Annotated in this window: 20 protein-coding genes; 13 read left to right on the forward strand and 7 right to left on the reverse strand. The window is 64.6% G+C overall.

The features are described 5' to 3' along the window. Nucleotides 1–30 precede the first annotated feature (30 nt). The 3 genes from QNI11_RS05075 to QNI11_RS05085 all read right to left on the reverse strand — a co-directional run bounded on the left by QNI11_RS05075 (nucleotide 31) and on the right by QNI11_RS05085 (nucleotide 4,663). Entirely contained in the window at nucleotides 31–1,974 is a 1,944-nt protein-coding gene (locus QNI11_RS05075) for a capsular polysaccharide biosynthesis protein (protein WP_283982567.1), read from the reverse strand. 91 nt (nucleotides 1,975–2,065) lie between these two features. Next, nucleotides 2,066–3,193, reverse strand: coding sequence for a polysaccharide biosynthesis/export family protein (locus QNI11_RS05080; RefSeq protein WP_283982568.1), 1,128 nt, complete (start codon nucleotides 3,191–3,193; stop codon nucleotides 2,066–2,068). Nucleotides 3,194–3,352: 159 nt separating this feature from the next. Next, complete coding sequence (locus QNI11_RS05085; RefSeq protein WP_283982569.1) at nucleotides 3,353–4,663, reverse strand: capsule biosynthesis protein; 1,311 nt, start codon at nucleotides 4,661–4,663, stop codon at nucleotides 3,353–3,355. Nucleotides 4,664–4,803: 140 nt separating this feature from the next. On the opposite strand from QNI11_RS05085, the gene QNI11_RS05090 reads away from it, so the two are divergent. Further along, entirely contained in the window at nucleotides 4,804–5,400 is a 597-nt protein-coding gene (locus QNI11_RS05090; protein ID WP_100927548.1) for a riboflavin synthase, read from the forward strand. A 27-nt stretch (nucleotides 5,401–5,427) separates the two neighbouring features. On the opposite strand, the gene QNI11_RS05095 is transcribed toward QNI11_RS05090, so the two are convergent. The 3 genes from QNI11_RS05095 to QNI11_RS05105 all read right to left on the reverse strand — a co-directional run bounded on the left by QNI11_RS05095 (nucleotide 5,428) and on the right by QNI11_RS05105 (nucleotide 7,333). Beyond that, nucleotides 5,428–6,486 (reverse strand): YeeE/YedE family protein, encoded by a 1,059-nt coding sequence (locus tag QNI11_RS05095; protein ID WP_283982570.1) that lies wholly within the window; start codon nucleotides 6,484–6,486, stop codon nucleotides 5,428–5,430. A gap of 102 nt (nucleotides 6,487–6,588) precedes the next feature. After that, nucleotides 6,589–6,930, reverse strand: coding sequence for a helix-turn-helix transcriptional regulator (locus QNI11_RS05100; protein WP_005863292.1), 342 nt, complete (start codon nucleotides 6,928–6,930; stop codon nucleotides 6,589–6,591). Between the two features lie 22 nt (nucleotides 6,931–6,952). Continuing rightward, nucleotides 6,953–7,333, reverse strand: coding sequence for a thioredoxin fold domain-containing protein (locus QNI11_RS05105; RefSeq protein ID WP_373418426.1), 381 nt, complete (start codon nucleotides 7,331–7,333; stop codon nucleotides 6,953–6,955). Nucleotides 7,334–7,407: 74 nt separating this feature from the next. Between QNI11_RS05105 and QNI11_RS05110 the strand changes: the two genes are divergently transcribed. The 10 genes from QNI11_RS05110 (at nucleotide 7,408) to QNI11_RS05155 (ending at nucleotide 17,227) form a co-directional block, all read left to right on the forward strand. Then, nucleotides 7,408–8,145: a cytochrome c biogenesis CcdA family protein gene (locus tag QNI11_RS05110; RefSeq protein WP_283982572.1), complete on the forward strand. Its 738-nt coding sequence runs from the start codon at nucleotides 7,408–7,410 to the stop codon at nucleotides 8,143–8,145. A 65-nt stretch (nucleotides 8,146–8,210) separates the two neighbouring features. Continuing rightward, nucleotides 8,211–8,795 carry a thioredoxin family protein gene (locus tag QNI11_RS05115; RefSeq protein WP_283982573.1) on the forward strand — a complete coding sequence of 195 codons (585 nt, stop codon included), beginning with the start codon at nucleotides 8,211–8,213 and terminating at the stop codon, nucleotides 8,793–8,795. Between the two features lie 388 nt (nucleotides 8,796–9,183). Next, complete coding sequence (gene soxX, locus QNI11_RS05120) at nucleotides 9,184–9,660, forward strand: sulfur oxidation c-type cytochrome SoxX (RefSeq protein ID WP_100927542.1); 477 nt, start codon at nucleotides 9,184–9,186, stop codon at nucleotides 9,658–9,660. Between the two features lie 22 nt (nucleotides 9,661–9,682). After that, nucleotides 9,683–10,117, forward strand: a complete 435-nt coding sequence (soxY, locus tag QNI11_RS05125) for a thiosulfate oxidation carrier protein SoxY (protein WP_100927541.1) — start codon at nucleotides 9,683–9,685, stop codon at nucleotides 10,115–10,117. A 24-nt stretch (nucleotides 10,118–10,141) separates the two neighbouring features. Further along, the gene (soxZ, locus tag QNI11_RS05130; protein WP_100927540.1) at nucleotides 10,142–10,471 is read left to right on the forward strand and encodes a thiosulfate oxidation carrier complex protein SoxZ; all 330 of its coding nucleotides are present in this window, start codon (nucleotides 10,142–10,144) and stop codon (nucleotides 10,469–10,471) included. A gap of 59 nt (nucleotides 10,472–10,530) precedes the next feature. Then, on the forward strand, nucleotides 10,531–11,382 hold the full coding sequence (gene soxA / locus QNI11_RS05135) for a sulfur oxidation c-type cytochrome SoxA (protein ID WP_283982574.1): 852 nt from the start codon (nucleotides 10,531–10,533) through the stop codon (nucleotides 11,380–11,382). Between the two features lie 96 nt (nucleotides 11,383–11,478). Further along, nucleotides 11,479–13,179 carry a thiosulfohydrolase SoxB gene (gene soxB, locus QNI11_RS05140; RefSeq protein ID WP_283982575.1) on the forward strand — a complete coding sequence of 567 codons (1,701 nt, stop codon included), beginning with the start codon at nucleotides 11,479–11,481 and terminating at the stop codon, nucleotides 13,177–13,179. 87 nt (nucleotides 13,180–13,266) lie between these two features. After that, the gene (soxC, locus tag QNI11_RS05145; protein ID WP_283982576.1) at nucleotides 13,267–14,544 is read left to right on the forward strand and encodes a sulfite dehydrogenase; all 1,278 of its coding nucleotides are present in this window, start codon (nucleotides 13,267–13,269) and stop codon (nucleotides 14,542–14,544) included. Further along, entirely contained in the window at nucleotides 14,528–15,805 is a 1,278-nt protein-coding gene (locus QNI11_RS05150) for a c-type cytochrome (protein ID WP_283982577.1), read from the forward strand. Before soxC ends, QNI11_RS05150 begins: the two co-directional genes overlap by 17 nt. A gap of 450 nt (nucleotides 15,806–16,255) precedes the next feature. Beyond that, the gene (locus QNI11_RS05155) at nucleotides 16,256–17,227 is read left to right on the forward strand and encodes a cation diffusion facilitator family transporter (RefSeq protein WP_283982578.1); all 972 of its coding nucleotides are present in this window, start codon (nucleotides 16,256–16,258) and stop codon (nucleotides 17,225–17,227) included. Between the two features lie 16 nt (nucleotides 17,228–17,243). On the opposite strand, the gene QNI11_RS05160 is transcribed toward QNI11_RS05155, so the two are convergent. Then, nucleotides 17,244–18,443: an FAD-binding domain-containing protein gene (locus QNI11_RS05160; RefSeq protein ID WP_283982579.1), complete on the reverse strand. Its 1,200-nt coding sequence runs from the start codon at nucleotides 18,441–18,443 to the stop codon at nucleotides 17,244–17,246. Between the two features lie 149 nt (nucleotides 18,444–18,592). On the opposite strand from QNI11_RS05160, the gene QNI11_RS05165 reads away from it, so the two are divergent. Both QNI11_RS05165 and clpX read left to right on the forward strand, forming a co-directional pair. After that, entirely contained in the window at nucleotides 18,593–19,225 is a 633-nt protein-coding gene (locus tag QNI11_RS05165; protein ID WP_100927534.1) for an ATP-dependent Clp protease proteolytic subunit, read from the forward strand. A gap of 165 nt (nucleotides 19,226–19,390) precedes the next feature. Further along, the gene (gene clpX, locus QNI11_RS05170; RefSeq protein WP_100927533.1) at nucleotides 19,391–20,656 is read left to right on the forward strand and encodes an ATP-dependent Clp protease ATP-binding subunit ClpX; all 1,266 of its coding nucleotides are present in this window, start codon (nucleotides 19,391–19,393) and stop codon (nucleotides 20,654–20,656) included. Nucleotides 20,657–20,726 lie beyond the last annotated feature (70 nt).

Raw genomic sequence — 20,726 nt, forward strand, 5'->3', positions numbered from 1 at the left:
AGAGATGGACCAATTCCCTGTGAATAAAGGTTAACGCCGCCAGATCCACGTGTGGCTGGCCAGTGCGCCCTGCAGTTTCGACAGGCCGCGATTGAGCGGACCGGGGTGTGGGATCGGGCCTTCTTTCAGCCGGTGAATGACCGTCTCGACGCTGCAAGCCTCGCGCATGTGCGGGTCGTGGTAACGCGGGTAGTCGATCAATACCGCGTGGACGAGCGCTTCCAGCGAGGGGCGCGGCCCGCTCAGCCGCCGGGCGGGGATCGGGCCCAGATCGCGGGTCAGGCCCCAGCCGGCATAGAAGGGCACGCCAAGCGTCACCACCTTGAGACCGCGCAGAAGCGCTTCGAACCCGGTCTGAGAGGTCATGGTCCAGACTTCGTCCACGGCATCCAGGACCTGTGCGATATCGGCGCCGTCCAGACGCGCATCCGCCCATCGCATGGGATCCTCGACGGCGCCCTTGCGCAGACCCGCTTCGACGTCGGGATGCGGCTTCCAGAGGATGACGGCGGACGGGTTCGCTTCGCGCGCGCGCTTCAGCAATTCGGTGTTCGACTGGACCATCGGGCTGCCGCGCAGGATGGAGGCGTCGTCCTCCACCTGTCCGGGCACCAGGATGCGGTGGCCTTCCGGCAGGTCGGGCAATCCGCCTGAAAGGTTGTATTTGGACAAGCCACCCGAGACCATCGCCTGTATAAGTCTGTGGACACGTTCGATCTGGTCAGATCGAAGGCCGCCCGCGCGACGTTGAATCATGTGCTCCAGGGCCGACGGCGTCTCCGGATCGAAGTGAATTCCGTCGGGATCGAGCACGAGAGACAGGGGCGGCACCAGCGTCGCGCCCAATCCGCGCGATCTGAGAAAGCCGTCCTCCAGATGCACGCCCCGTCCGCCACCGGCATTGGCCCATATCATGAGGCGGCGGCCGGTCTGCTGCGAAAGTTCCACAGCCTTGTCCACATCATCTTCGAACCGCAGTCGCTTCTCCTTGCCGAAGAATTTCTGCAGAAGGCCCCTTTTCCACAGCCGGGCGCTCGACACGATCCAGCCGTGGCGATCCTCGCGCCAGGCGCGCGTGCGGGCTTCGAGAGAGCCGATCACATCCTCAAGCTGGCAAAGCCGGTCGCGGTGTGGGTCGTACCATGTCGGGTAAAGGATCATCGCGCCCGCGAACAGTTGTGCACGGGTCAGGCGCCGGTTTCGGCGGGGGAAGACCTCTTCGTCGTCGGTCAGGCCCCAACCGGCATAGAACGGTCGCCCGAAGACGCGCGGCTTGTGGCCCGCGACGATTGCTTCGAACCCCATTTGCGAGGACAGGGTATAGACCCGGACCGCGCCTTCAAGCAGAACCCACGGGCTGGCATCGCCGTCGTAGAGCGTGACAGGGCCGCCTGCGTCCTCATCACGGAAATGGCCGTCGCGCAGCGCCTGCGCCGTTTCCGGATGGGTTTTTACGACGATCCGGGCGCCGGGGTTTTCCTCTCGTGCGACGAACAGCATCTCTAGGAAACGAGAGCGGTCACCGCCGGAGGCGCGCACGGAAGCATCGCCAACTGTCTGATCCACAACAAGAACATAACCGGGGGCAGGGGCCTCCGCTTCCGGATCGGAGGCGCTGTACTTCGAGAGACGTCCGTCCTGCAGCCGCGCCATGGCACCCCGTGCGCGTTCCAGCAAGGCGTGGTCGTCAAGCGGCTCGGTCGCCAGCAGCCGCTCCAGATCGGACGGCGCACCGCCGTCGAAATGCACGCCACTCCGGTCGATCAGCAGGCCGAAGGGCGGCTCTCCCCGCCGACCGGGATGGAGGGAGCGCAGGAAGGCATCTTCTACCCGGACCAGCGACGCCCCCGACCTCTCGGCCATGCGTTCGCCGCGCCAGGCGTAAGGCGACTGCCCCCAGACACCAACAAGGTCGTCGGGGCCGGGCATACCCAGCGACACCCGGTATCCTGCAAGGTCCAGAATACGCCGCACTTGTTTCTGCCGCAGGAAGCCTGCTGCGAAAACGAAAAGGCGCCGGGAAGTTTCCTCCCCGGCGCGACCCTGTCCCTCGGGTAAGTTCAAGTTAGTCCCCGCTGCCACTGAGCGTGTCGGAAATATCGGTGACCGTTGCCACCGAGCTGAGCGATCCTGTCAGGGATGCGATGGTCTTGTCCCACTGCACATACGGCGCTTCGGTCACGTAGAGCGTGTCTTGGTCGCGGATGACGAAGTCGCGTGCCATGAACATGCCGTTCGGTTCGGTCAGGTCCAGCACGTAGACCATGCGCTGTGCACCGACCAGGTCTGTCCGACCCAGAACGTGGTTGGCGATTTCCGCGGGTTCGTTGCGGAACACGAAAACGCCGGTCGGATCTGCCGTGGCCGAGATCAGGCCGCCGACGGTTGCGATGGCCTCGACGGCAGATATGCTCTGCGCCTCGAAGGGAACGCGCGCCTGTGTGCCCGTCGCGCCAAGCGCGGTGAAGGCACGGGTGTCCTCTTCGACGAGGATGCGGTCGCCGCCGCGCAGGGCGATGTCGAAATCGGGGTTCTTGTAGAGGTCCTGGAACCAGATCGTCTCTGTCCGGTTGCCGCGGATGATCTTGATCTGCGCGATTTCCGGCTTGATCGTGACGCCACCGGCGCGTGCGATCATCGAGGACAGCGTCCGGGTCGGACGTTCGATGGCATAGACGCCCTGACCGCTGATCGACCCCAGCAGGCTGACGGTGGATCCGTCGCCTGCCAGCCGGCGCACCTGCACCTGCGGATCGGGCGTCTGGTCTTCGAGCTTGGCGGTGATGATCTGGCGGATGCGTTCGGGCGTGTTGCCGGCGGCACGGATGCGGCCCGCGTAAGGAATGAAGATGAAACCGGAGCCGTCGACCTGCACTTCTTCGAGGATGGCCGGCCCGCCGCCGCCAGTAGCGCCGCCACCGGCGCCCAGAAGCGGATCGTCGACGTTTTCCCAGATCGTCAGGCCCAGCGTGTCTCCGGGCTGGATCGTGTCCGACCCGACGACAGAGGCATTCCGGAAGCCTTCAGAGAAGCCGAGCGCCGGAACCACGGCCGTGGCCCGCGTTACCCGGTCGTTCACCGCGACAATGAAGGAGTCACCCTCCCTCTGAACAGATCCTGCAAAGATTTCGCGTTTGTTCGGGCCAACGCGCGGAAGGCCGCAGGATGCCAGAATCGACACCGCGGCCAGCATGGCGACGCTCCTCGCCCACCGGGAGGGGGTACTTTTCACTGCTCGGTCTCCTCGACCTGAAGTCTGCCTCGGTTTTATATGGGTGACCGTTGTGGTCCCCGATTTTTCCACAGGCTAGCGGCTGCTGACGAAGAAATCCAGCTTTGCGGACCGGTCGGGTCAGTGCACCACGCGCAACTGTTGCCTTGGGGCCGCGGTTCCGCGTTCGAAGGCGTCGTAGGGATCGTCCCCCGCGAGCATCATGTCGACCACTTGCCGCAGCAATTGCCGCCGCCCGCGGGCCGAATAGAAACCGCCGGGAAGTTGCGAGGTTTCAAGAAGATAGCGGCGGTAGTCCTTGTAGGCCTTGTTGTCGGGCCGGGAGGGCAGGGCAAAGAACTCGGGCAGTGGCTGGGTGGAGACGAACTCCGGCTTGGCATAGACCGCATCGCCGAACACCTTGAGCGGAATGCCGCGCCACAGGACCTGCTGTGCAGCCGTAGAGTTCACGGTCACGGCGGTGCGCGCATCGTTCAGCAGCTGCGCCAGCTTGCCGCCGCGCACGTAATGGACCCGGTCGCCCACGCCGTGGCGCTTCGCGGCCGCGCGGATCGCCTTGCGGACACCGGCCCGGTCGTCTTCCAGCGGATGCGCCTTGAACACGAGGTGGTGGTGGCCGGGGGCGCCCGACGCGAAGCCCTCGATCACCATACCGAGGAAATCGGGCATCGTGGTGAAGGGCGAGTGTTTCTGGAAGCTGGAGTCATGCTCCAGCTGCATCAGGCACAGGTGGTAGGGGAATCCGCCCTGCCGGATGCGCAGCGTGGCGATGACGCGGTCCGCCCAGGTGAGCGGCATCAAGGTCAGGCGCTGGAGGTACAGCAGGAATTCCTGGAAGACCGTCAGGGAGCGGTGCGGCTGGAAGTTGCGGAAATCGCCGTTCCGGAACATCACGAACCAATGGTAGAGCGCGCCATAGAAGATATGCTGCCGCATGTCGCCCCAATGCGCCGGGGGCAGGGGGGCCTCCATGTCGGACTTCTCCAGCGCGCGGCGCATGTCCGCAACGGTCATGTCCATCAGCCGTGAGTGCCCGTTGGAGCCGCCGCGTTCATACGTCACCCAGTAGGGGCGCATGTAGCCTTCTTCGAAGACGTGCACGGTGATGCCGCGGCGGCGCGCTTCCTCCACCGCCTCGGCGTGGATGCGACGCACGTCGCCGTACAGCACGAGGTCGGTAACCCGCTTCTCGTGCAAGAGGTCGATCAGCCAGGCCCGCCACTGGTCCTGCGTGCCGCGGAAGGGCAGAAAGGTCTTCGGATGGAACCAGAAGGCCCGGTCCCCGGCGTTGAAACCGACACGCCAGACCTTCGCACCGGTCTTGCGCAGCATCTGGGCCAGACGGTGGAAGAACGGCCCGTGCGGTCCCTGAAGGAACAGAAAGACCCTCTGGTCGCCGCTGCCCTTGCTGATCTTCGCCATATCGCCCATGCGTGCCCTTCGAACGTCCCTGTCGCGTGCCAACCGACCTTGTGGAGACCTTCCGTATATGTGATGCCTTTGTTGCCAAACTATTCAAAGAGTTCGGCGAAATTAAGGCTTTGTAAACTCACGAATCCGGCGGAGGCAGCATGTTCACGGGGATCATCACGGATGTTGGCGAAGTGCGCGCGCTGGAGCGCCGCGGCGATCTTCGCGCACGGATCGGCACCAAATACAAGACCGCCTCCATCGACATGGGCGCCTCGATCGCCTGCAACGGTGTCTGCCTGACGGTGATCGGGCTGGGCCCTGACTGGTTCGAGGTCGACATCAGCGCCGAGACGCTGTCGAAGACGACCATCGGCGGCAACGATGGCTGGACCGAGGGCAGCAAGATCAACCTCGAGCGCGCGCTGAAGGTCGGGGACGAACTGGGCGGGCATATCGTGTCGGGACACGTGGACGGGGTCGCCACGGTGGTGGGCATGCAGGACGAGGGTGACAGCACGCGCGTCACCTTCGACGCGCCCGAGGCGCTGGCCCGTTTCATCGCGCCGAAGGGATCGGTGGCGCTGAACGGCACCTCTCTGACGGTGAACGAAGTGGACGGCACGACCTTCGGGATCAACTTCATCCCGCACACCAAGGAAGTCACGACCTGGGGACTGACCGCCGTCGGCGACCGCATCAACCTGGAGATCGACACGCTCGCCCGGTACGTTGCGCGGCTGCGGGATTTCGACTGACCTGTCGTTGCCATCCCGCCGGACCTGTCATTCGGCGGGCTGGAACCCCACGATAAGCTGACGCAGTCCGAACGCGGCACCGGCAAAGATCGACGCGAAGGTGACCGGCGCCGAGAAGGCGAGTACGGAGAACGCCGACAGCCCCTGGCCGATGGAGCAGCCGAGCGCCACGACGGCGCCGCCGCCCATGAGCGCCGCCCCGAAGATCTGGCGGCGCAGTTCCCGCGGATCCTCGCAGGCTTCCCAGCGGAAATGCCCCTTGATCAGCGACCCGATGAAGGCGCCCGCCCACACCCCGGCGACCGATCCCACCGCAAACGACAGGGGCCGGGCAGAGCCGGTCATCCACCACAGGATCGTGTCGCCCAGCGGGGCCGCGAAGCTGTGGGAGACGACGGGCAGCGCCTCGAACCCGCGGTGCGCCACCCAAGACGTTCCGGCCCAGGCTAGGATGACCGCGAGCCCTACCGCGGCGGACCACAGGACGCGAGACGGTTTCTCCCACACCGCGCGGGCTGCGCCCGAGCCGATCATGATCAGTGCGCCGATCGTCATGCCGATGACCGGCACCGACAGGCCGGACATGGCGGCAAGCTGATGCGCAATGCCCGGCCGGACCTCGGTGGTGACGGGCACTTGGGGGAAGAGCATGCCGCGCAAGGGCGCGAGCGGGCCGGACAGCACGACGAAGGTGCTGACGCCCATGACCAGCACGATGACGAAGCTGCGCAGGTCGCCGCCGCCCAGCCGGGCGATGGCGCCGTAACCGCAATTGCCCGACAGCGCCATGCCGTAGCCGAAGACCAATCCGCCTACGATGGAGGCGAGCGGCATCCAGCGGATCGACAGGTAATAGGTTTCGCTCTCGACCAGCAGGCCGGACGCCATGAGGGCGAAGCTGCCCATGATCGCAAGGCCTATGGCGATGCCCCACATGCGTAGGCGCACGGTCGAACCGCCATACAGGGCGTCCTCGATGGCGCCGAGCGTGCAGAAGCGTCCAAGGCGGGCTGCAAGGCCCAGCAGAATGCCGCTGCCAAGCCCGATCAGAGCGACCATCTGGTGCTCGCCCACAAGTTCCAACATGCCAGAGTCCTCCTCCCGACCTGACGTGATCATCCGACTATGCGGACCCGCCTGCGCCTTCGCAAGAAAATGCCCCGCGGCGGCGCGGCAGCGGTCGGGCCGTCACTCTGCGTCGTCGCCGCAGAACAGCTCGTAGACCGTTTCAAGCATCTTGCGCGGCTTGTCGTCCGCCAGCCGGTAGTAGATCGCCTTGCCGTCGCGGCGCGGAACCACGAGCCCCTCAAGACGCAGTCGCGACAGTTGCTGGCTGACCGCTGCCTGCCGTGCGGACAGCAGTTCCTCCAGTTCCGTCACCGACTTCTCGCCGGAGACCAGGTGACACAGGATCATCAGCCGGCCCTCGTGGCTGATGGCCTTCAGAAAGGCAGACGCGGCGTTTGCCTTCTCGACGATGGCGTCGAGTTCGCTGTCACTCAGGTCGTCTCGTAATACAGGTAGTCCCATGCCTGTTCCTGACTCTTTCTGGTCAATTGGTAGGTTGCGTAAACTCGGTGTGCGACTCAAGCAGCTGCGCAAGCACGGGCCAGAAAAAATCCTGCCCGACATAGCCTTCGAGCCGGGCAATCTCGGTCCCGTCCTCGACGAGGATGAAGGTCGGCGTGAAGTTCACGCGCCGTTCGTAGGTGACGCCCTCGGGCGGTCCTTCGCGCAGGTCGGCGCGCACCAGTGGCGCAAATTGTCCTTCTGCCGTATTGGGATAGGCCGGTGCGATCTCGTCGTCCCAGGCAGCGCAATAGGCGCAGCCCGGCTGCTCGACCATGACGAGCGTGTAGTCTTCGGCAAACGCCGCGCCGCCCGAAAGCGGCACGGCGACACAGGCTGCCATGAAAAGGTGACGAAAGGACATGATCCACCGATTGACGAACTCTTTACGGACAACGTAATCTGAATATGTGAATTTTTCAAGGAAAGGTGTGGGTTGTGCTTGATATCAGCTTTGCCGGTGCAGCGCTTGCCGGGCTTTTGAGCTTTTTTACGCCCTGCATCCTTCCGATGGTGCCTTTCTACCTGTGCTACATGGCGGGAATCAGCATGGCTGAACTTCGCGCCGACGCCGGTATTCCGCCGGGTGCGCAAAAGCGCCTGATCGTGTCCGCCGTGTTCTTCGCGGCGGGCGTCACGACGATCTTCGTGCTGTTGGGCATGGGAGCTACGGCGGTCGGTCAGGCTTTCGCCGACTGGAGGCAGCCGCTGTCCTATGTCGCCGCCGCGATCCTGTTCGTCTTCGGCCTGCATTTCCTCGGCGTGATCCGCATCGGCCTGCTGTACCGGGAGGCCCGGGTCGAAAGCACCGCGGAACCCACGACGCTGATGGGGGCCTACGTGATGGGGTTGGCTTTCGGCTTCGGCTGGACGCCCTGCGTCGGGCCTGCGCTGGCCTCGATCCTGATGATCGCCTCCGGAATGGGCGACATATGGCGCGGCGGGCTCTTGCTGCTGGTCTACGGCATCGGCATGACCGCGCCCTTCGTGCTCGCTGCGCTGTTCTCGGGCCCGTTCCTGAAGTGGACCGCCCGCCACCGCAGCAAGCTGCAATATGTCGAGAAGGTGATGGGTGTCATGCTGATCCTGTTTGCCATTCTCATCGCGACCGATACGGTGAACCTGATCGCTCAGTGGATGATCGAGACATTCCCGGGCTGGACGTCGCTGAGCTGAACCTTGTGTCGAATGCGCCTGTTGCGGGCCTCGACCCGCGGGCGCGCTGTCTGGGAGGACGTGAAATGAAAGCATGGATCGGTGCGGCGCTTGGCATTGCGCTGGCTCTGCCGGCGCTGGCGCAGGAGGTGGGCGACGACGGGCTGCACAAGCAGCCGTGGATGCGCGACACCTTCAAGGACCTGCGGGACGACCTGGCCGAGGCCAATGACGAGGGCAAGCGCCTCGTCATCTTCTTCGAGCAGCGCGGCTGCATCTATTGCCAGAAGATGCACGAGGAGGTGTTCTCGGACCCTGAGGTGTCGGAGTACATCGACGACAATTACTTCGTCGTTCAGATGAACCTGCATGGCGATACCGAAGTGACCGACCTCGACGGCGAGGCGCTCTCCGAGAAGCAGATGGCCCGGAAGTGGCGCGTGCTGTTCACGCCGAACATCGTCTTTTTGCCGGAAGAGGTCCCCGAGGGCCAGTCCGCCATCGACGCCGCCGTGGCCGTCATGCCGGGCGCCTTCGGCAAGGGCACGTCGATCGACATGTTCACCTGGGTGGCCGAGAAGCGCTACGAGATGGAGGCCGAGACGGGCGAGGACTTCCAGCGCTACCACGCGCGCCGGATCCAGGAACGCGCGAACGGCATGACCGACTGAAGTCGGGGTTTGCCGCCGCGCATCGACCGGGCGAATCGTTTGCGCCTTCGGGCAACATTCTTTCGTCATGAAGGTGCGCGGTACCGCACAAACGGGCCGTCGGATGGCCTCAGGGTTGAGCAATCCGGGTCATTCGACGGGCGTGGCTGCATTGAATTTACCCGGCGTGGGCGCCCCGGAGATCGGCGCTTCACAGGTTGAATGGCCGAAAGTCCTTACTTATCAAGGAATTGAACCGCCACCGCGCGGAATGCCCCCACTGTCAAGGACTGCATTAATTCATAAGTGTGAATTTGTTGTTGCGTGGTGTGGGGCCGGTGGCCTACGGTATACACCAGCCAATACGAGGTAGAGCCCTTGTACGGGCTCGAAAGCCTAGGGAGGGAACATGAGGCTTACAGCAATCACGGCAGCCGCGGTGCTGGTGGCGGGGACCGCTTTCGCGGACACCGTGGCCCCCGACAGCGTGACCTACGACGAATACGGTGCCGTGGAGGCATCCCTGACCGGAACGCCGGGTGACGCGGCGAAGGGCCGGGAACTGATGATCAACCGTGGCAAGGGCAACTGCGTCGCCTGCCACGCGGTGACGGCGCTTGAGGATGCGCCGTTCCATGGCGAAGTCGGCCCGCCGCTGAACGGCGTTGGCGGCTACCGCACCGAAGCGGAGCTGCGCGGCATCGTCGCCAACCCGAAAATGACGTTCGAAGGCACGGTCATGCCGGCCTTCTACAAGACCAGTGGCTTCACCCGTCCGGGTGACGGTTACACCGGTAAGGCCGCGCAGGGCGAGATCGAACCGATCCTCTCGGCGCAGGAAATCGAGGACGTGGTCGCCTTCCTGATGACGCTTCAGGACAGCTGACCTCGAGTATAGGAGAAATCACATGGACTTCACGCGACGTGAAACCCTGGCGCTGAGCGCCGGTGCCGCCGCGGCAGCCCTGCTGCCCGTCAGCGCCTTTGCTCAGGCCGCCGCCGATGCCGAGATGGTCGGCTCCGCGGAAGAATTCCTTGCCGGCGCAACCGCCGCCGAGGGCGAGCTGAACCTGACCGCCCCCGAGATCGCCGAGAACGGCAACACCGTTCCGGTCTCTATCGACGCGCCCGGTGCCGTCGAGGTGCGGATCTTCGCCATGGGCAACCCGACCCCGGGTGTCGCCGCCTTCCGTTTCGGCCCGCTGGCCGGGTCCCGCGTCGCGTCGACCCGTATCCGCCTGGCCGGCACGCAGGACGTGACCGCGATCGCCAAGATGGAAGACGGCTCCTTCCAGACGGCCTCTAAGACCGTGAAGGTCACCATCGGCGGCTGCGGCGGCTAACCCCTTTTTTCAGGAGACAGACAAATGGCAGACGGTGTTAAACCCCGCGTCAAAGTCCCGAGCAGCGCGTCCGAGGGTGAAGTCATCACCATCAAGACGCTGATCTCGCACCCGATGGAATCGGGCCAGCGCAAGGACGGCGACGGCAATCCCATCCCGCGCTCGATCATCTGGCGCTTTACCTGTGACTTCGGAGACCAGAACGTGATCGACGTCGTTCTGGCGCCGGCGATCTCGACCAACCCCTACTTCGAATTCGACGCGACCGTTCCGGCGGCGGGCGAGTTCAAGTTCACCTGGTACGATGACGACGGCTCCGTCTACGAAGAGTCCAAGAAGATCGCCATCGGCTGATCCACGGCCCTGCCCTGTGACACGTCACGGGGCAGGGGTGTCAACAGGGAGGGAACGTGATGAAATTCAAGGCATTGACGGCCGTGGCCGCACTGCTGATCGCTCCGGCGGCCTTCGCGGGCGGCGCGGATGACGATACCCTCACCATCAACGGTGAGCTCGAGATGACGACCAAGGCGCCAGCCCCGGAGCATCTCGAAGAAGTCTTCGACGAGGTGATCTCGGGCTGGCACTTCCGTTCGGACGAGACCCAGCAACTCGAAACCGACGACTTCGACAACCCGGGCATGATCTTCGTCGATCAGGCCACCGACATGTGGAACGCCGCCGAAGGCTCCGAGGGCAAGTCCTGCGCGGACTGCCACGGCGATCCGGCGGAAAGCATGGCGATGGTCGGACCGACCTATCCGAAGTTCAACGAGGAAGCCGGCGAACTGCGCACCATCCAGATGCAGGTGAACGACTGCCGGGTGAACCGCATGGGCGCCGAGGCGTGGAAGTACGACTCGGGCGATGCCGTCTCCATGGAGGCGCTGATCACCTCCGTCGGTCGTGGCACACCCGTGCAGGTCGCCATCGACGGCCCGGCCGCCGAGTACTGGGAGAAGGGCAAGGAGCTCTACTATACCCGGACCGGCATCCTGGACCTGTCCTGCGCGTCCTGCCACGAAGAGAACTACGGCAACTACATCCGCGCCGATCACCTGAGCCAGGGCCAGGTCAACGGTTTCCCGACGTACCGTCTGAAGAACGCCAAGCTGAACGGCATTCACAACCGGTTCAAGGGCTGCATCCGCGACACCCGCGCCGAAACCTACAGCGAAGGTTCGCCGGAATTCATCGCGCTGGAGCTTTACGTCAAATCGCGCGGCAACGGTCTTTCCGTCGAAGGGCCGGCCGTCCGCAACTGATGACCCTGACCCCGTGCGTCGGTCGACGCGCGGGGTTTCCCTTGATCAACCCATTCACACATGCGCATGTGTGTCATGAGAGAAAGACCCTCCCCCATGATCTCAAGACGCGATTTCCTGCAAGTGTCCATGGCGGCTTCGGCTCTGGTCGGCGCCTCCGGCTTCGGCAACTGGTCCCGGCTGGCCGCGCAGCAGAGCCTTACTCAGGATCAGCTTCTGCAATTCGACACCTTCGGCAACGTCAGCCTGATCCACGTCACCGACATCCATGCGCAGTTGAAGCCGATCTACTTCCGTGAACCCTCCATCAACATCGGCGTCGGTCCGAACCGGGGGGAGGTGCCCCACGTCACCGGCGCCGATTTCCGCAAGCTCTATGGCATCGAAGACGGCTCTCCCTCCCATTACGCGCTGTCGTCCGGTGACTTCTCTGCGCTTGCGCAGGCTTATGGCAAGGTCGGCGGTCTCGACCGCGTCGCCACGGTGGTAAACTCGATCCGCGCGGCGCGTCCCGATGCGCTGCTGCTGGACGGCGGCGACACCTGGCACGGCTCCTACACCTGCTACCAAACCGAGGGGCAGGACATGGTCAACGTCATGAACGGGCTGAAGCCCGACGCCATGACCTTCCACTGGGAATTCACGCTGGGCTCCGAGCGCGTTCAGGAACTGGTGGAAAGCCTGCCCTTCGCGGCGCTCGGCCAGAACATCTTCGACGCCGAATGGGACGAACCGCTGCCGGATCTTTTCCCGCCTTACAAGTTCTTCGAGCGGGGCGGCGTGAAGATCGCTGTCATCGGCCAGGCCTTCCCTTACATGCCCATCGCCAACCCGCGCTGGATGTTCCCGGAGTTCTCCTTCGGCATCCGCGACGAGAACATGCAGGCCATGGTGGACGAGGTGCGCGCGCAGGGCGCCGAGCTGGTGGTCTGCCTGTCGCACAACGGCTTCGACGTGGACAAGAAGATGGCCTCCATCGTCACCGGCATCGACGTGATCCTGTCGGGCCACACACATGACGCGCTGCCGGAACCCGTGCTGGTGGGCGAGACGATCATCGTCGCCTCCGGCTCCAACGGCAAGTTCGTCTCCCGCGTCGACCTCGACGTGCGCGACGGGCGGATGATGGGCTTCCGTCACAAGTTGATCCCGATCTTCTCGGACGTGATCGAACCCGATGCCGAGATGGCGGCCCTGATCGACGAGCAACGCGCGCCCTTCAAGGCAGAGCTGGAAGAGGTCATCGGCACCACCGACGAACTTCTCTATCGCCGCGGCAACTTCAACGGCACCTGGGACGACCTGATCTGCAACGCACTGATTTCCGAACGCGAGGCCGACATCGCCATGTCGCCAGGCGTCCGCTGGGGGCCGTCGCTGATCCCGGGCGACAACATCACGCGCGAGGACATCTGGAACGTCACCTCGATGTCCTACGGCGAGGCGTACCGCTCAGAGATGACCGGCGAGTTCATCAAGGTGATCCTCGAGGACGTGGCCGACAACATCTTCAACCCCGACCCGTATTACCAGCAGGGCGGCGACATGGTGCGGATCGGTGGCCTGGCCTACCGCATCGACATCGCCAAACCGCAGGGCGAGCGCATCTCCGAGATGATGCTCCTGAAGACCGGCGAAGCCATCGACCCGGCCAAAACCTACATCGTCGCCGGCTGGGCCTCGGTCAACGAGGGCACGGAGGGGCCGCAGATCTGGGACGTGGTCGAAAGCCACATCCGGAAGCAGGGCACCATCAAGCTCGATCCCAACAACAGCGTCGAGGTCATCGGCGCCTGACATCCCCTTCGGCGGGCCTGCGTGCCCGCCGATTTTCCTCCCAATTCATTCACATAGATGAATGACATGATCCGTAAGGAGTATGCCATGAGCAAGGAAAAGACCGCGCCGTCGCGCCGGCAGTTCCTGACCAGCGCCGCGGCGCTGGGGGCAGGGGCCGTGGTCGCAACGGCTGCAAAGGCGGCGGACCCCGATCCGCTGATCACAGAGGTGCAGGACTGGGCGACCGGCCTTGGCGACGGTGTCGATGCCACGCCCTACGGTCTGCCGATCCGGTTCGAGGATGATGTCATCCGCCGCAACGTGGAATGGCTGACCGCTGACACGATCTCCTCGATCAACTTCACGCCGATCCATGCGCTCGACGGCACGATCACCCCTGCGGGCTGCGCATTCGAACGGCACCACTCCGGCGCGATCGAGCTGGCGAAGGACGACTACCGCCTGATGATCAATGGCCTTGTCGACAAGCCGCTGGTCTTCACCTACGACGATCTCGAACGCTTCCCGCGCGAGAACCACGTCTACTTTTGCGAATGCGCCGCGAACACCGGCATGGAATGGGCAGGGGCGCAGCTGAACGGCGCGCAGTTCACCCACGGCATGATCCACAACATGGAATATTCCGGCGTCCCGCTGCGCACGCTGCTGGCCGAGGCCGGCCTCGACGCGGCAGGCGACTTCAAGGACAAGTGGGTCTACGTCGAAGGTGCCGACGCTTCCTCCAATGGCCGCTCTATCCCGATGGAAAAGGCGATGGACGACGTGCTGGTGGCCTTTAAGGCGAACGGTGAGGCGCTCCGCAAGGAACACGGCTACCCGGCCCGCCTCGTCGTTCCCGGCTGGGAAGGCAACATGTGGGTCAAATGGCTCCGCCGGATCGAGGTCATGGACGCCCCCGTCGAAAGCCGTGAGGAAACGTCGAAGTACACCGACACGCTGGCGGATGGCACCTCGCGCAAGTGGACCTGGGTCATGGACGCGAAGTCCGTGGTGACCTCGCCCAGCCCGCAGGCGCCGATCAAGCACGGCCATGGCCCGGTGGTCATCACCGGCATGGCGTGGTCCGGGCATGGCAAGATCGCCCGTGTCGATGTTTCTAAGGACGGCGGCATGACGTGGGAAACCGCGCGTCTGGCCAACCCCGGCGACGACAAGGCGCTGGTGCGCTTCTACCTCGACACCACCTGGAACGGGGAGGAGTGGCTGCTCCAGTCCCGCGCCATCGACGAGACGGGCTACGTGCAGCCGACCAAGGCGCAACTGCGCGAGGTGCGCGGCCTGAACTCGATCTACCACAACAACTGTATCCAGACCTGGCACGTGAAAGCCAACGGGGAGGCGGAAAATGTCGAAGTCTCTTAAACTCTATGGCGGCACTGCTGTCGGTCTCGTGGTGATGCTGACCGCGGCCTACAACTTCGCCGACCGCAACGTCGCACCGCAGCCGAGGAATCCGCCGATGCTGGCGGCGCTGCCCGCCCCGATCCCCGAGCCGGAAGCCCCGGCGCAGCAGGCAGAGGCCGCCCCGGCAGACGGTCTGTTCGTTGCCAGCGCACAGGCGGACGAGGCGAGCACCGGCACCCGTTTCGGTCTGGGCCGCGAAGCCCTGCCCGAAGAGGTCGCCGCGTGGAACGTCGACGTGCACCCCGACGGCTCCGACCTGCCGGACGGTTCGGGCAATGCCTCCGACGGCGAGCCTCTGTTCGAGGACAACTGCGCGGTCTGCCACGGCTCCTTCGCGGAAGGTGTCGGCAACTGGCCCAAGCTGGCGGGTGGCGACGGCACGCTGGCGGACGACGACCCGCTGAAGACCGTGGGCTCCTACTGGCCGTACCTTTCGACCGTCTGGGACTACGTCCACCGCTCCATGCCCTTCGGCAACGCGCAGTCGCTGTCCGATGACGAGGTCTATGCCATCGTGGCCTATATCCTCTACTCCAACGACATCATCGACGACGAGTTCGAGCTGTCGCGCGAGACATGGGGCGAGGTCGAGATGCCCAACGCCGACGGCTTCATCGTCGATGACCGGGCAGAGACCGAGTACAGTCAGTGGCGGACCGAGCCCTGCATGGAAAACTGCAAGGACAGCCCGGTCGAGATCACCATGCGCGCCACGGTTCTCGACGTGACGCCCGACCAGGGCGGCGACGAGGCGTCGGAGGAGATGAACAACTCCAACGCCGCCGCCACCGCCCAGCCGGAGGCCGACACCGCGTCCGTTCCTGAAGAGACCGAGACGCCCGCCGAAGAAGCGGCTGTCGAGGAGGCCACGGCCGAAGGCGACGCGCCTGCAGAAGAAGCGGCGCTCGATCCCGAACTGGTCGCCGCGGGCGAGCGGGTCTTCAAGAAGTGCCAGGCCTGCCACCAGGTCGGCGAGGGTGCCCAGAACAAGACGGGCCCTGTCCTGAACGGCGTGGTCGACCGCGACATCGCTTCTGTCGACGGCTTCAGCTATTCCGGGGCCATGGACGGCATGGACGGGGTCTGGGACAGCGAGGCGCTGCACGCCTTCCTCGCCAAACCGCGCGACTACGTCAAAGGCACCAAGATGGCCTTTGCCGGTCTGCGCAAGGCCGAGGAAATCGACGCGGTGATCGAGTACCTCAAGGCGCATCCGTAAGCTGCCGAGACCAACGAATTGGCTGTAGATGATAGCCTTCTGGTGGCTGGCCCCATGCGGGGCCAGCCGTTTTTTTCTTGCGGCACAGTCTGACCGCAACGGCGCCAATCGACAAATACCAACGCCGCACAGCCAATAATCTCAATATTCCAACGTCTTGCCCGCGCAGATCGCGGTGGCCCACTGAGACGAAAAGCAGGATTTCGGCGCCAACGTGTGCGCCCCAATCTTGCCAGTGTCCCAGGGCAATCCTGCCAGACAAGCCGCGGAAAGGGACACTAGGACGCCCGCACGCCTGCCGTAAACTCCCAGTGTGTCTGAGATCTCGGACCCGGCACCGCGCTCCGAAACGCCCACGTCCGGACGGTACCGTTCACGTTTTCCCGGCCCCACCCTCCAATCCGTCAGCCTCCCCTTGACCTCGGCGCCACGCGGGCGCCATCTGCGGCCATGCCACACGATCACGCGCACCATGACCACGGTCACGGCCATCACCACGACCATGATCACGGTCACGGCCATCACCACCACATCACGCCGGAGCAACTGACCGGGGACCGTCGCATGGCGGCGGCGGTCGGAGTCAACGTGCTCCTGACCTTCGCGCAGATCGTCGGGGGGCTGGTCTCCGGTTCGCTGGCGATGATCGCCGATGCGCTTCACAACTTCTCTGACGCGGCGAGCCTCCTGATCGCCGTCTGGGCCCGCCGGATCGCCCGGCGTCCGGCCGACGACGACATGACCTTCGGCTACGGCCGGGCAGAGGTCGTCGCGGCGCTCATCAACCTGACGACGCTGATCGTGATCGGCCTCTACCTGCTTTACGAGGCCGTCCTGCGCTTCTTCAATCCCGAGCCGGTGACCGGCTGGCTGGTTGTCGTCATCGCGGGTGTGGCGCTGGTCGTGGACCTCGTGACCGCCTGGCTGACCTTCAAGATGGCGCAGGACAGCGTCAACATCCGGGCCGCCTTCCTGCACAACCTTGCAGACGCGCTGGGGTCGGTGGCGGTGATCCTTGCCGGTACGCTGATCCTGCTCTTCGGCTGGACCTGGGTGGACCCGCTGGTGACGCTGGGCATCGCCGCCTACATCCTGTGGCTCGCGGCCAGCGAGATCGGCGGCGTGATCCGCATCCTGATGATGGGCACGCCACCCCGCATGGCGCCCGAGGACGTCCTGAAAAGCGCCGAGGGCATCGTCGGCGTGACGGAGGTCCACGGCGCGCACCTCTGGCAGATCGACGAGAAGCAGACGGCCCTGATGGCCCATGTCGTCATCGAAAGGGGCGCATGGTCCCGGGCGGATGCCATCAAGGCGCAGGTCAAGGACGCGCTGCGCCGCGACCACGGGCTTGTCCACGTGACGCTGGAGATGGAGTGCGCGGCGCATGTCTGTGTCGATCCGCGCCGGATCGGCATGTGAGGCACCGAGCGAGCGGTCAGACGACCTCGATCCCCCGCGTGGCCGCCAGAAGCGCGGGGATGTGCTTGCGGAACTTGAAGAAACCGGCGGTCGCATGGGGCCAGGCCCGCGCATCGTAAGGCCTGAGCGCGCGTTCGGCCGGCACTTCGGCCAGCGCCTCCGCCACCGGCCCAACGGACGCATAGGGCGTCACTGCCCGCGCCGCGCCCAGATCGGCGACGGCGGCCTTCAAAGCCCCGGCATCCGCACAGGACACGACGCGGCCAAGGCGGGACGACAGGCGCCCGACCGTCGAGTCCAGTGCCGCGCGGCGGAAGTCCTGAACCCGGTCCGACATCCTCAGCGGTGTCGCGTCCTCCGGCGGGGCAAGGACAAAGGTCACGAGCGGCGTCAGGCCATCCTCCAGCAGCCAGTCCGGCGACAGGTCGTCGATGTGCAGGATCAGCGCGGAGTAGTCCCGCAGGTCGATCCGTGCTCTCTCCGGTGCCGCAATGGGATCAGGGTGGGGCGGGCCGTCGAGCGATCCTGCATCCTCGTTCAATTCACCGGGCGCAGGACGGAAGCGTCCGCCGGTGTATTCGGCGATGTTCTCCGCCGTGGCGAGGTAATGTTTGCCCCGCGTCTGCAGCCCGGTCACCCAGCGCCATGACAGGGTGTTGGAGGCAGGATCGCCGTCCAGCAGGTGGCGCAGGAAGAAATCGGCGCCGAGCTCCCAAGGCAGGCCGAGCGTGAAGATCCAGATCGACGCGAACCACATGCGGGCGTGGTTGTGCAGGTAGCCCGTCTCCGCCAGTTCCCGCGCCCAGGCGTCGAAGCAGTCGATCCCCGTTTCGCCCGCGCAGGCATCCTCCCACCGTGCGCGCAGGCCGGATTGCGTCTGCACGTCGTTCCACCCCCGCCTCAGACCGGCGCGATAGGCAGTCCAGACGGACGGACGCATTTCCAGCCAGCCTTTCCAGTATGTGCGCCAGAACACCTCCGTCACAAACCGGGAGGCCGCATCGGGCGTGTGCCGGTCCAGCACGGCGCGCAGCACGTCCTCCTCCGTGATCAGCCGGTGCCGCAGGTAGGGCGAAAGCTGCGACACGGCGTCTCGCCGTCCAGGGCCATGGTCGAAGTTGCGGCCCTCGGCATAGGTGCGGCCGGCCCGCGGCACGAATTCCGACAGCACGGCAAGGGCCGCCTCACGCGAGGGATGGAAAGGATGATCGGTCACGGGCGGAAGGGTAGGGGGCGGCGGCCGCGCTTCAAGCGTGATGCCATACATACCCGCCGCCACTTGCAGCCCCTCTACCCCGATACTAAGACTCAGGTAACACCTCGACGATACGACACTCAAATGACGCAGCAGCAGGCAGGCCCGAGATGAGAGACCCAGTTGAAACCTACATGAACCTCGTTCCCATGGTTGTCGAACAGACCAGCCGCGGCGAACGCGCATATGACATCTTCTCGCGCCTGCTGAAGGAACGCATCGTGTTCCTGAACGGCCCGGTGCACGACGGCATGTCGTCGCTGGTGGTGGCGCAGCTCCTCCACCTCGAGGCAGAGAACCCGTCGAAAGAGATTTCGATGTACATCAACTCGCCGGGCGGTGTCGTGACCTCCGGCCTGTCGATCTACGACACGATGCAGTACATCAAGCCGAAGGTCTCCACCCTCGTGGTCGGCCAGGCCGCGTCCATGGGGTCGCTCCTGCTGACCGCCGGTGCCGCGGGCATGCGTTTCTCGCTGCCGAACTCGCGCATCATGGTGCACCAGCCTTCCGGCGGCTACCAGGGCCAGGCGACTGACATCATGATCCACGCCGAGGAAACGATCAAACTGAAGCGCCGCCTCAATGAAATCTACGTGAGGCACACCGGCCAGACCTACGAGGCGGTGGAGGCCGCGCTTGAGCGTGACAACTTCATGGACGCGGAAAAGGCCAAGGAATGGGGCCTCATAGACGAGATCGTCACGTCCCGCGTCCCCGAAGGTGAAGAATCAGACAGTTGATCTGCATGGTCCCGTTGCCGTTAGGCATGGGGCGAAATTTCGGATTGTCGCGCCGGGAGGGGTGGCCTAAGCTGTCCGGACATTGACGCAAGACGCTTGTCCGGGCCGCATACGGCGACCCTCCGCGGACGATGAAGACCGGGAAACCCGGGAAAGGTTCAGAGCATGGCGACGAATACAGGTGGTGACAGCAAGAACACGCTCTACTGCAGCTTCTGCGGGAAGAGCCAGCACGAGGTGCGCAAACTGATCGCAGGTCCCACCGTCTTCATCTGCGATGAATGTGTCGAACTGTGCATGGATATCATCCGGGAAGAGACGAAGGGCGCCGGCCTCAAGTCGGCCGACGGCGTGCCCACCCCCCGTGAGATCTGCGAAGTGCTGGACGACTACGTGATCGGCCAGATGAAGGCGAAGCGCGTCCTCTCGGTTGCGGTGCACAACCACTACAAGCGACTCAACCATTCGCAGAAGTCCTCCGACATCGAACTGGCGAAGTCGAACATCCTGCTGATCGGCCCCACGGGCTGCGGCAAGACGCTGCTGGCACAGACGCTGGCGCGCATCCTCGACGTACCCTTCACCATGGCCGACGCCACCACGCTGACCGAAGCCGGTTATGTGGGCGAGGACGTGGAGAACATCATCCTCAAGCTGCTTCAGTCCTCGGAATACAACGTCGAGCGGGCGCAGCGCGGCATCGTCTACATCGACGAGGTCGACAAGATCACCCGCAAGTCGGAGAATCCGTCCATAACCCGCGACGTGTCGGGCGAGGGCGTGCAGCAGGCGCTTCTGAAGCTGATGGAAGGCACAGTGGCCTCCGTTCCGCCGCAGGGCGGGCGCAAGCATCCGCAGCAGGAATTCCTGCAGGTGGACACCACCAACATCCTGTTCATCTGCGGCGGCGCCTTTGCCGGTCTGGATCGGATCATCAAGCAGCGCGGCAAGGGCTCGGCCATGGGCTTCGGCGCCGACGTGCGTGACGACAGCGAGCAGGGCATCGGCGAAACCTTCAAGTCGCTGGAGCCCGAGGATCTGTTGAAGTTCGGCCTGATCCCGGAATTCGTCGGCCGTCTGCCCGTCGTGGCGACGCTGGAAGACCTGGACGAGGACGCGCTTGTCACCATCCTGACCCAGCCGAAGAACGCACTGGTCAAGCAGTACCAGCGCCTGTTCGAGATGGAAGACACCGACCTGACCTTCACCGACGATGCGCTGTCCGCCATCGCCAAGAAGGCGATCCAGCGCAAGACCGGCGCACGGGGTCTGCGCTCCATCCTCGAAGGCATCCTTCTCGACACCATGTTCGAACTGCCGGGCATGGAAGAGGTGACGGAGGTCGTCGTGAACGAGGAGGCCGTCAACTCTGACGCCAAGCCGCTGATGATCTATGCCGACCAGAAGAAGGAAGGCGCGTCTGCGGGCTGAGGTTTCGGCAGGCAGGACATGTTTCAAAGGGCGGGGGTTTCCCCGCCCTCTTTCGTGGGACCACCACTTT

It is taken from the genome of Sagittula sp. MA-2, from assembly GCF_030126985.1.
GTDB lineage: Bacteria > Pseudomonadota > Alphaproteobacteria > Rhodobacterales > Rhodobacteraceae > Sagittula.

Excerpts from the sequence above, each read along its gene's own strand:
- QNI11_RS05080 (WP_283982568.1), bottom strand. The coding sequence starts at position 3,193 with ATGCTGGCCGCGGTGTCGATTCTGGCATCCTGCGGCCTTCCGCGCGTT.
- QNI11_RS05085 (WP_283982569.1), bottom strand. The coding sequence starts at position 4,663 with ATGGGCGATATGGCGAAGATCAGCAAGGGCAGCGGCGACCAGAGGGTC.
- QNI11_RS05090 (WP_100927548.1), top strand. The coding sequence starts at position 4,804 with ATGTTCACGGGGATCATCACGGATGTTGGCGAAGTGCGCGCGCTGGAG.
- QNI11_RS05095 (WP_283982570.1), bottom strand. The coding sequence starts at position 6,486 with ATGTTGGAACTTGTGGGCGAGCACCAGATGGTCGCTCTGATCGGGCTT.
- QNI11_RS05100 (WP_005863292.1), bottom strand. The coding sequence starts at position 6,930 with ATGGGACTACCTGTATTACGAGACGACCTGAGTGACAGCGAACTCGAC.
- QNI11_RS05105 (WP_373418426.1), bottom strand. The coding sequence starts at position 7,333 with ATGTCCTTTCGTCACCTTTTCATGGCAGCCTGTGTCGCCGTGCCGCTT.
- QNI11_RS05115 (WP_283982573.1), top strand. The coding sequence starts at position 8,211 with ATGAAAGCATGGATCGGTGCGGCGCTTGGCATTGCGCTGGCTCTGCCG.
- soxX (WP_100927542.1), top strand. The coding sequence starts at position 9,184 with ATGAGGCTTACAGCAATCACGGCAGCCGCGGTGCTGGTGGCGGGGACC.
- soxY (WP_100927541.1), top strand. The coding sequence starts at position 9,683 with ATGGACTTCACGCGACGTGAAACCCTGGCGCTGAGCGCCGGTGCCGCC.
- soxZ (WP_100927540.1), top strand. The coding sequence starts at position 10,142 with ATGGCAGACGGTGTTAAACCCCGCGTCAAAGTCCCGAGCAGCGCGTCC.
- soxA (WP_283982574.1), top strand. The coding sequence starts at position 10,531 with ATGAAATTCAAGGCATTGACGGCCGTGGCCGCACTGCTGATCGCTCCG.
- soxB (WP_283982575.1), top strand. The coding sequence starts at position 11,479 with ATGATCTCAAGACGCGATTTCCTGCAAGTGTCCATGGCGGCTTCGGCT.
- soxC (WP_283982576.1), top strand. The coding sequence starts at position 13,267 with ATGAGCAAGGAAAAGACCGCGCCGTCGCGCCGGCAGTTCCTGACCAGC.
- QNI11_RS05150 (WP_283982577.1), top strand. The coding sequence starts at position 14,528 with ATGTCGAAGTCTCTTAAACTCTATGGCGGCACTGCTGTCGGTCTCGTG.
- QNI11_RS05155 (WP_283982578.1), top strand. The coding sequence starts at position 16,256 with ATGCCACACGATCACGCGCACCATGACCACGGTCACGGCCATCACCAC.
- QNI11_RS05165 (WP_100927534.1), top strand. The coding sequence starts at position 18,593 with ATGAGAGACCCAGTTGAAACCTACATGAACCTCGTTCCCATGGTTGTC.
- clpX (WP_100927533.1), top strand. The coding sequence starts at position 19,391 with ATGGCGACGAATACAGGTGGTGACAGCAAGAACACGCTCTACTGCAGC.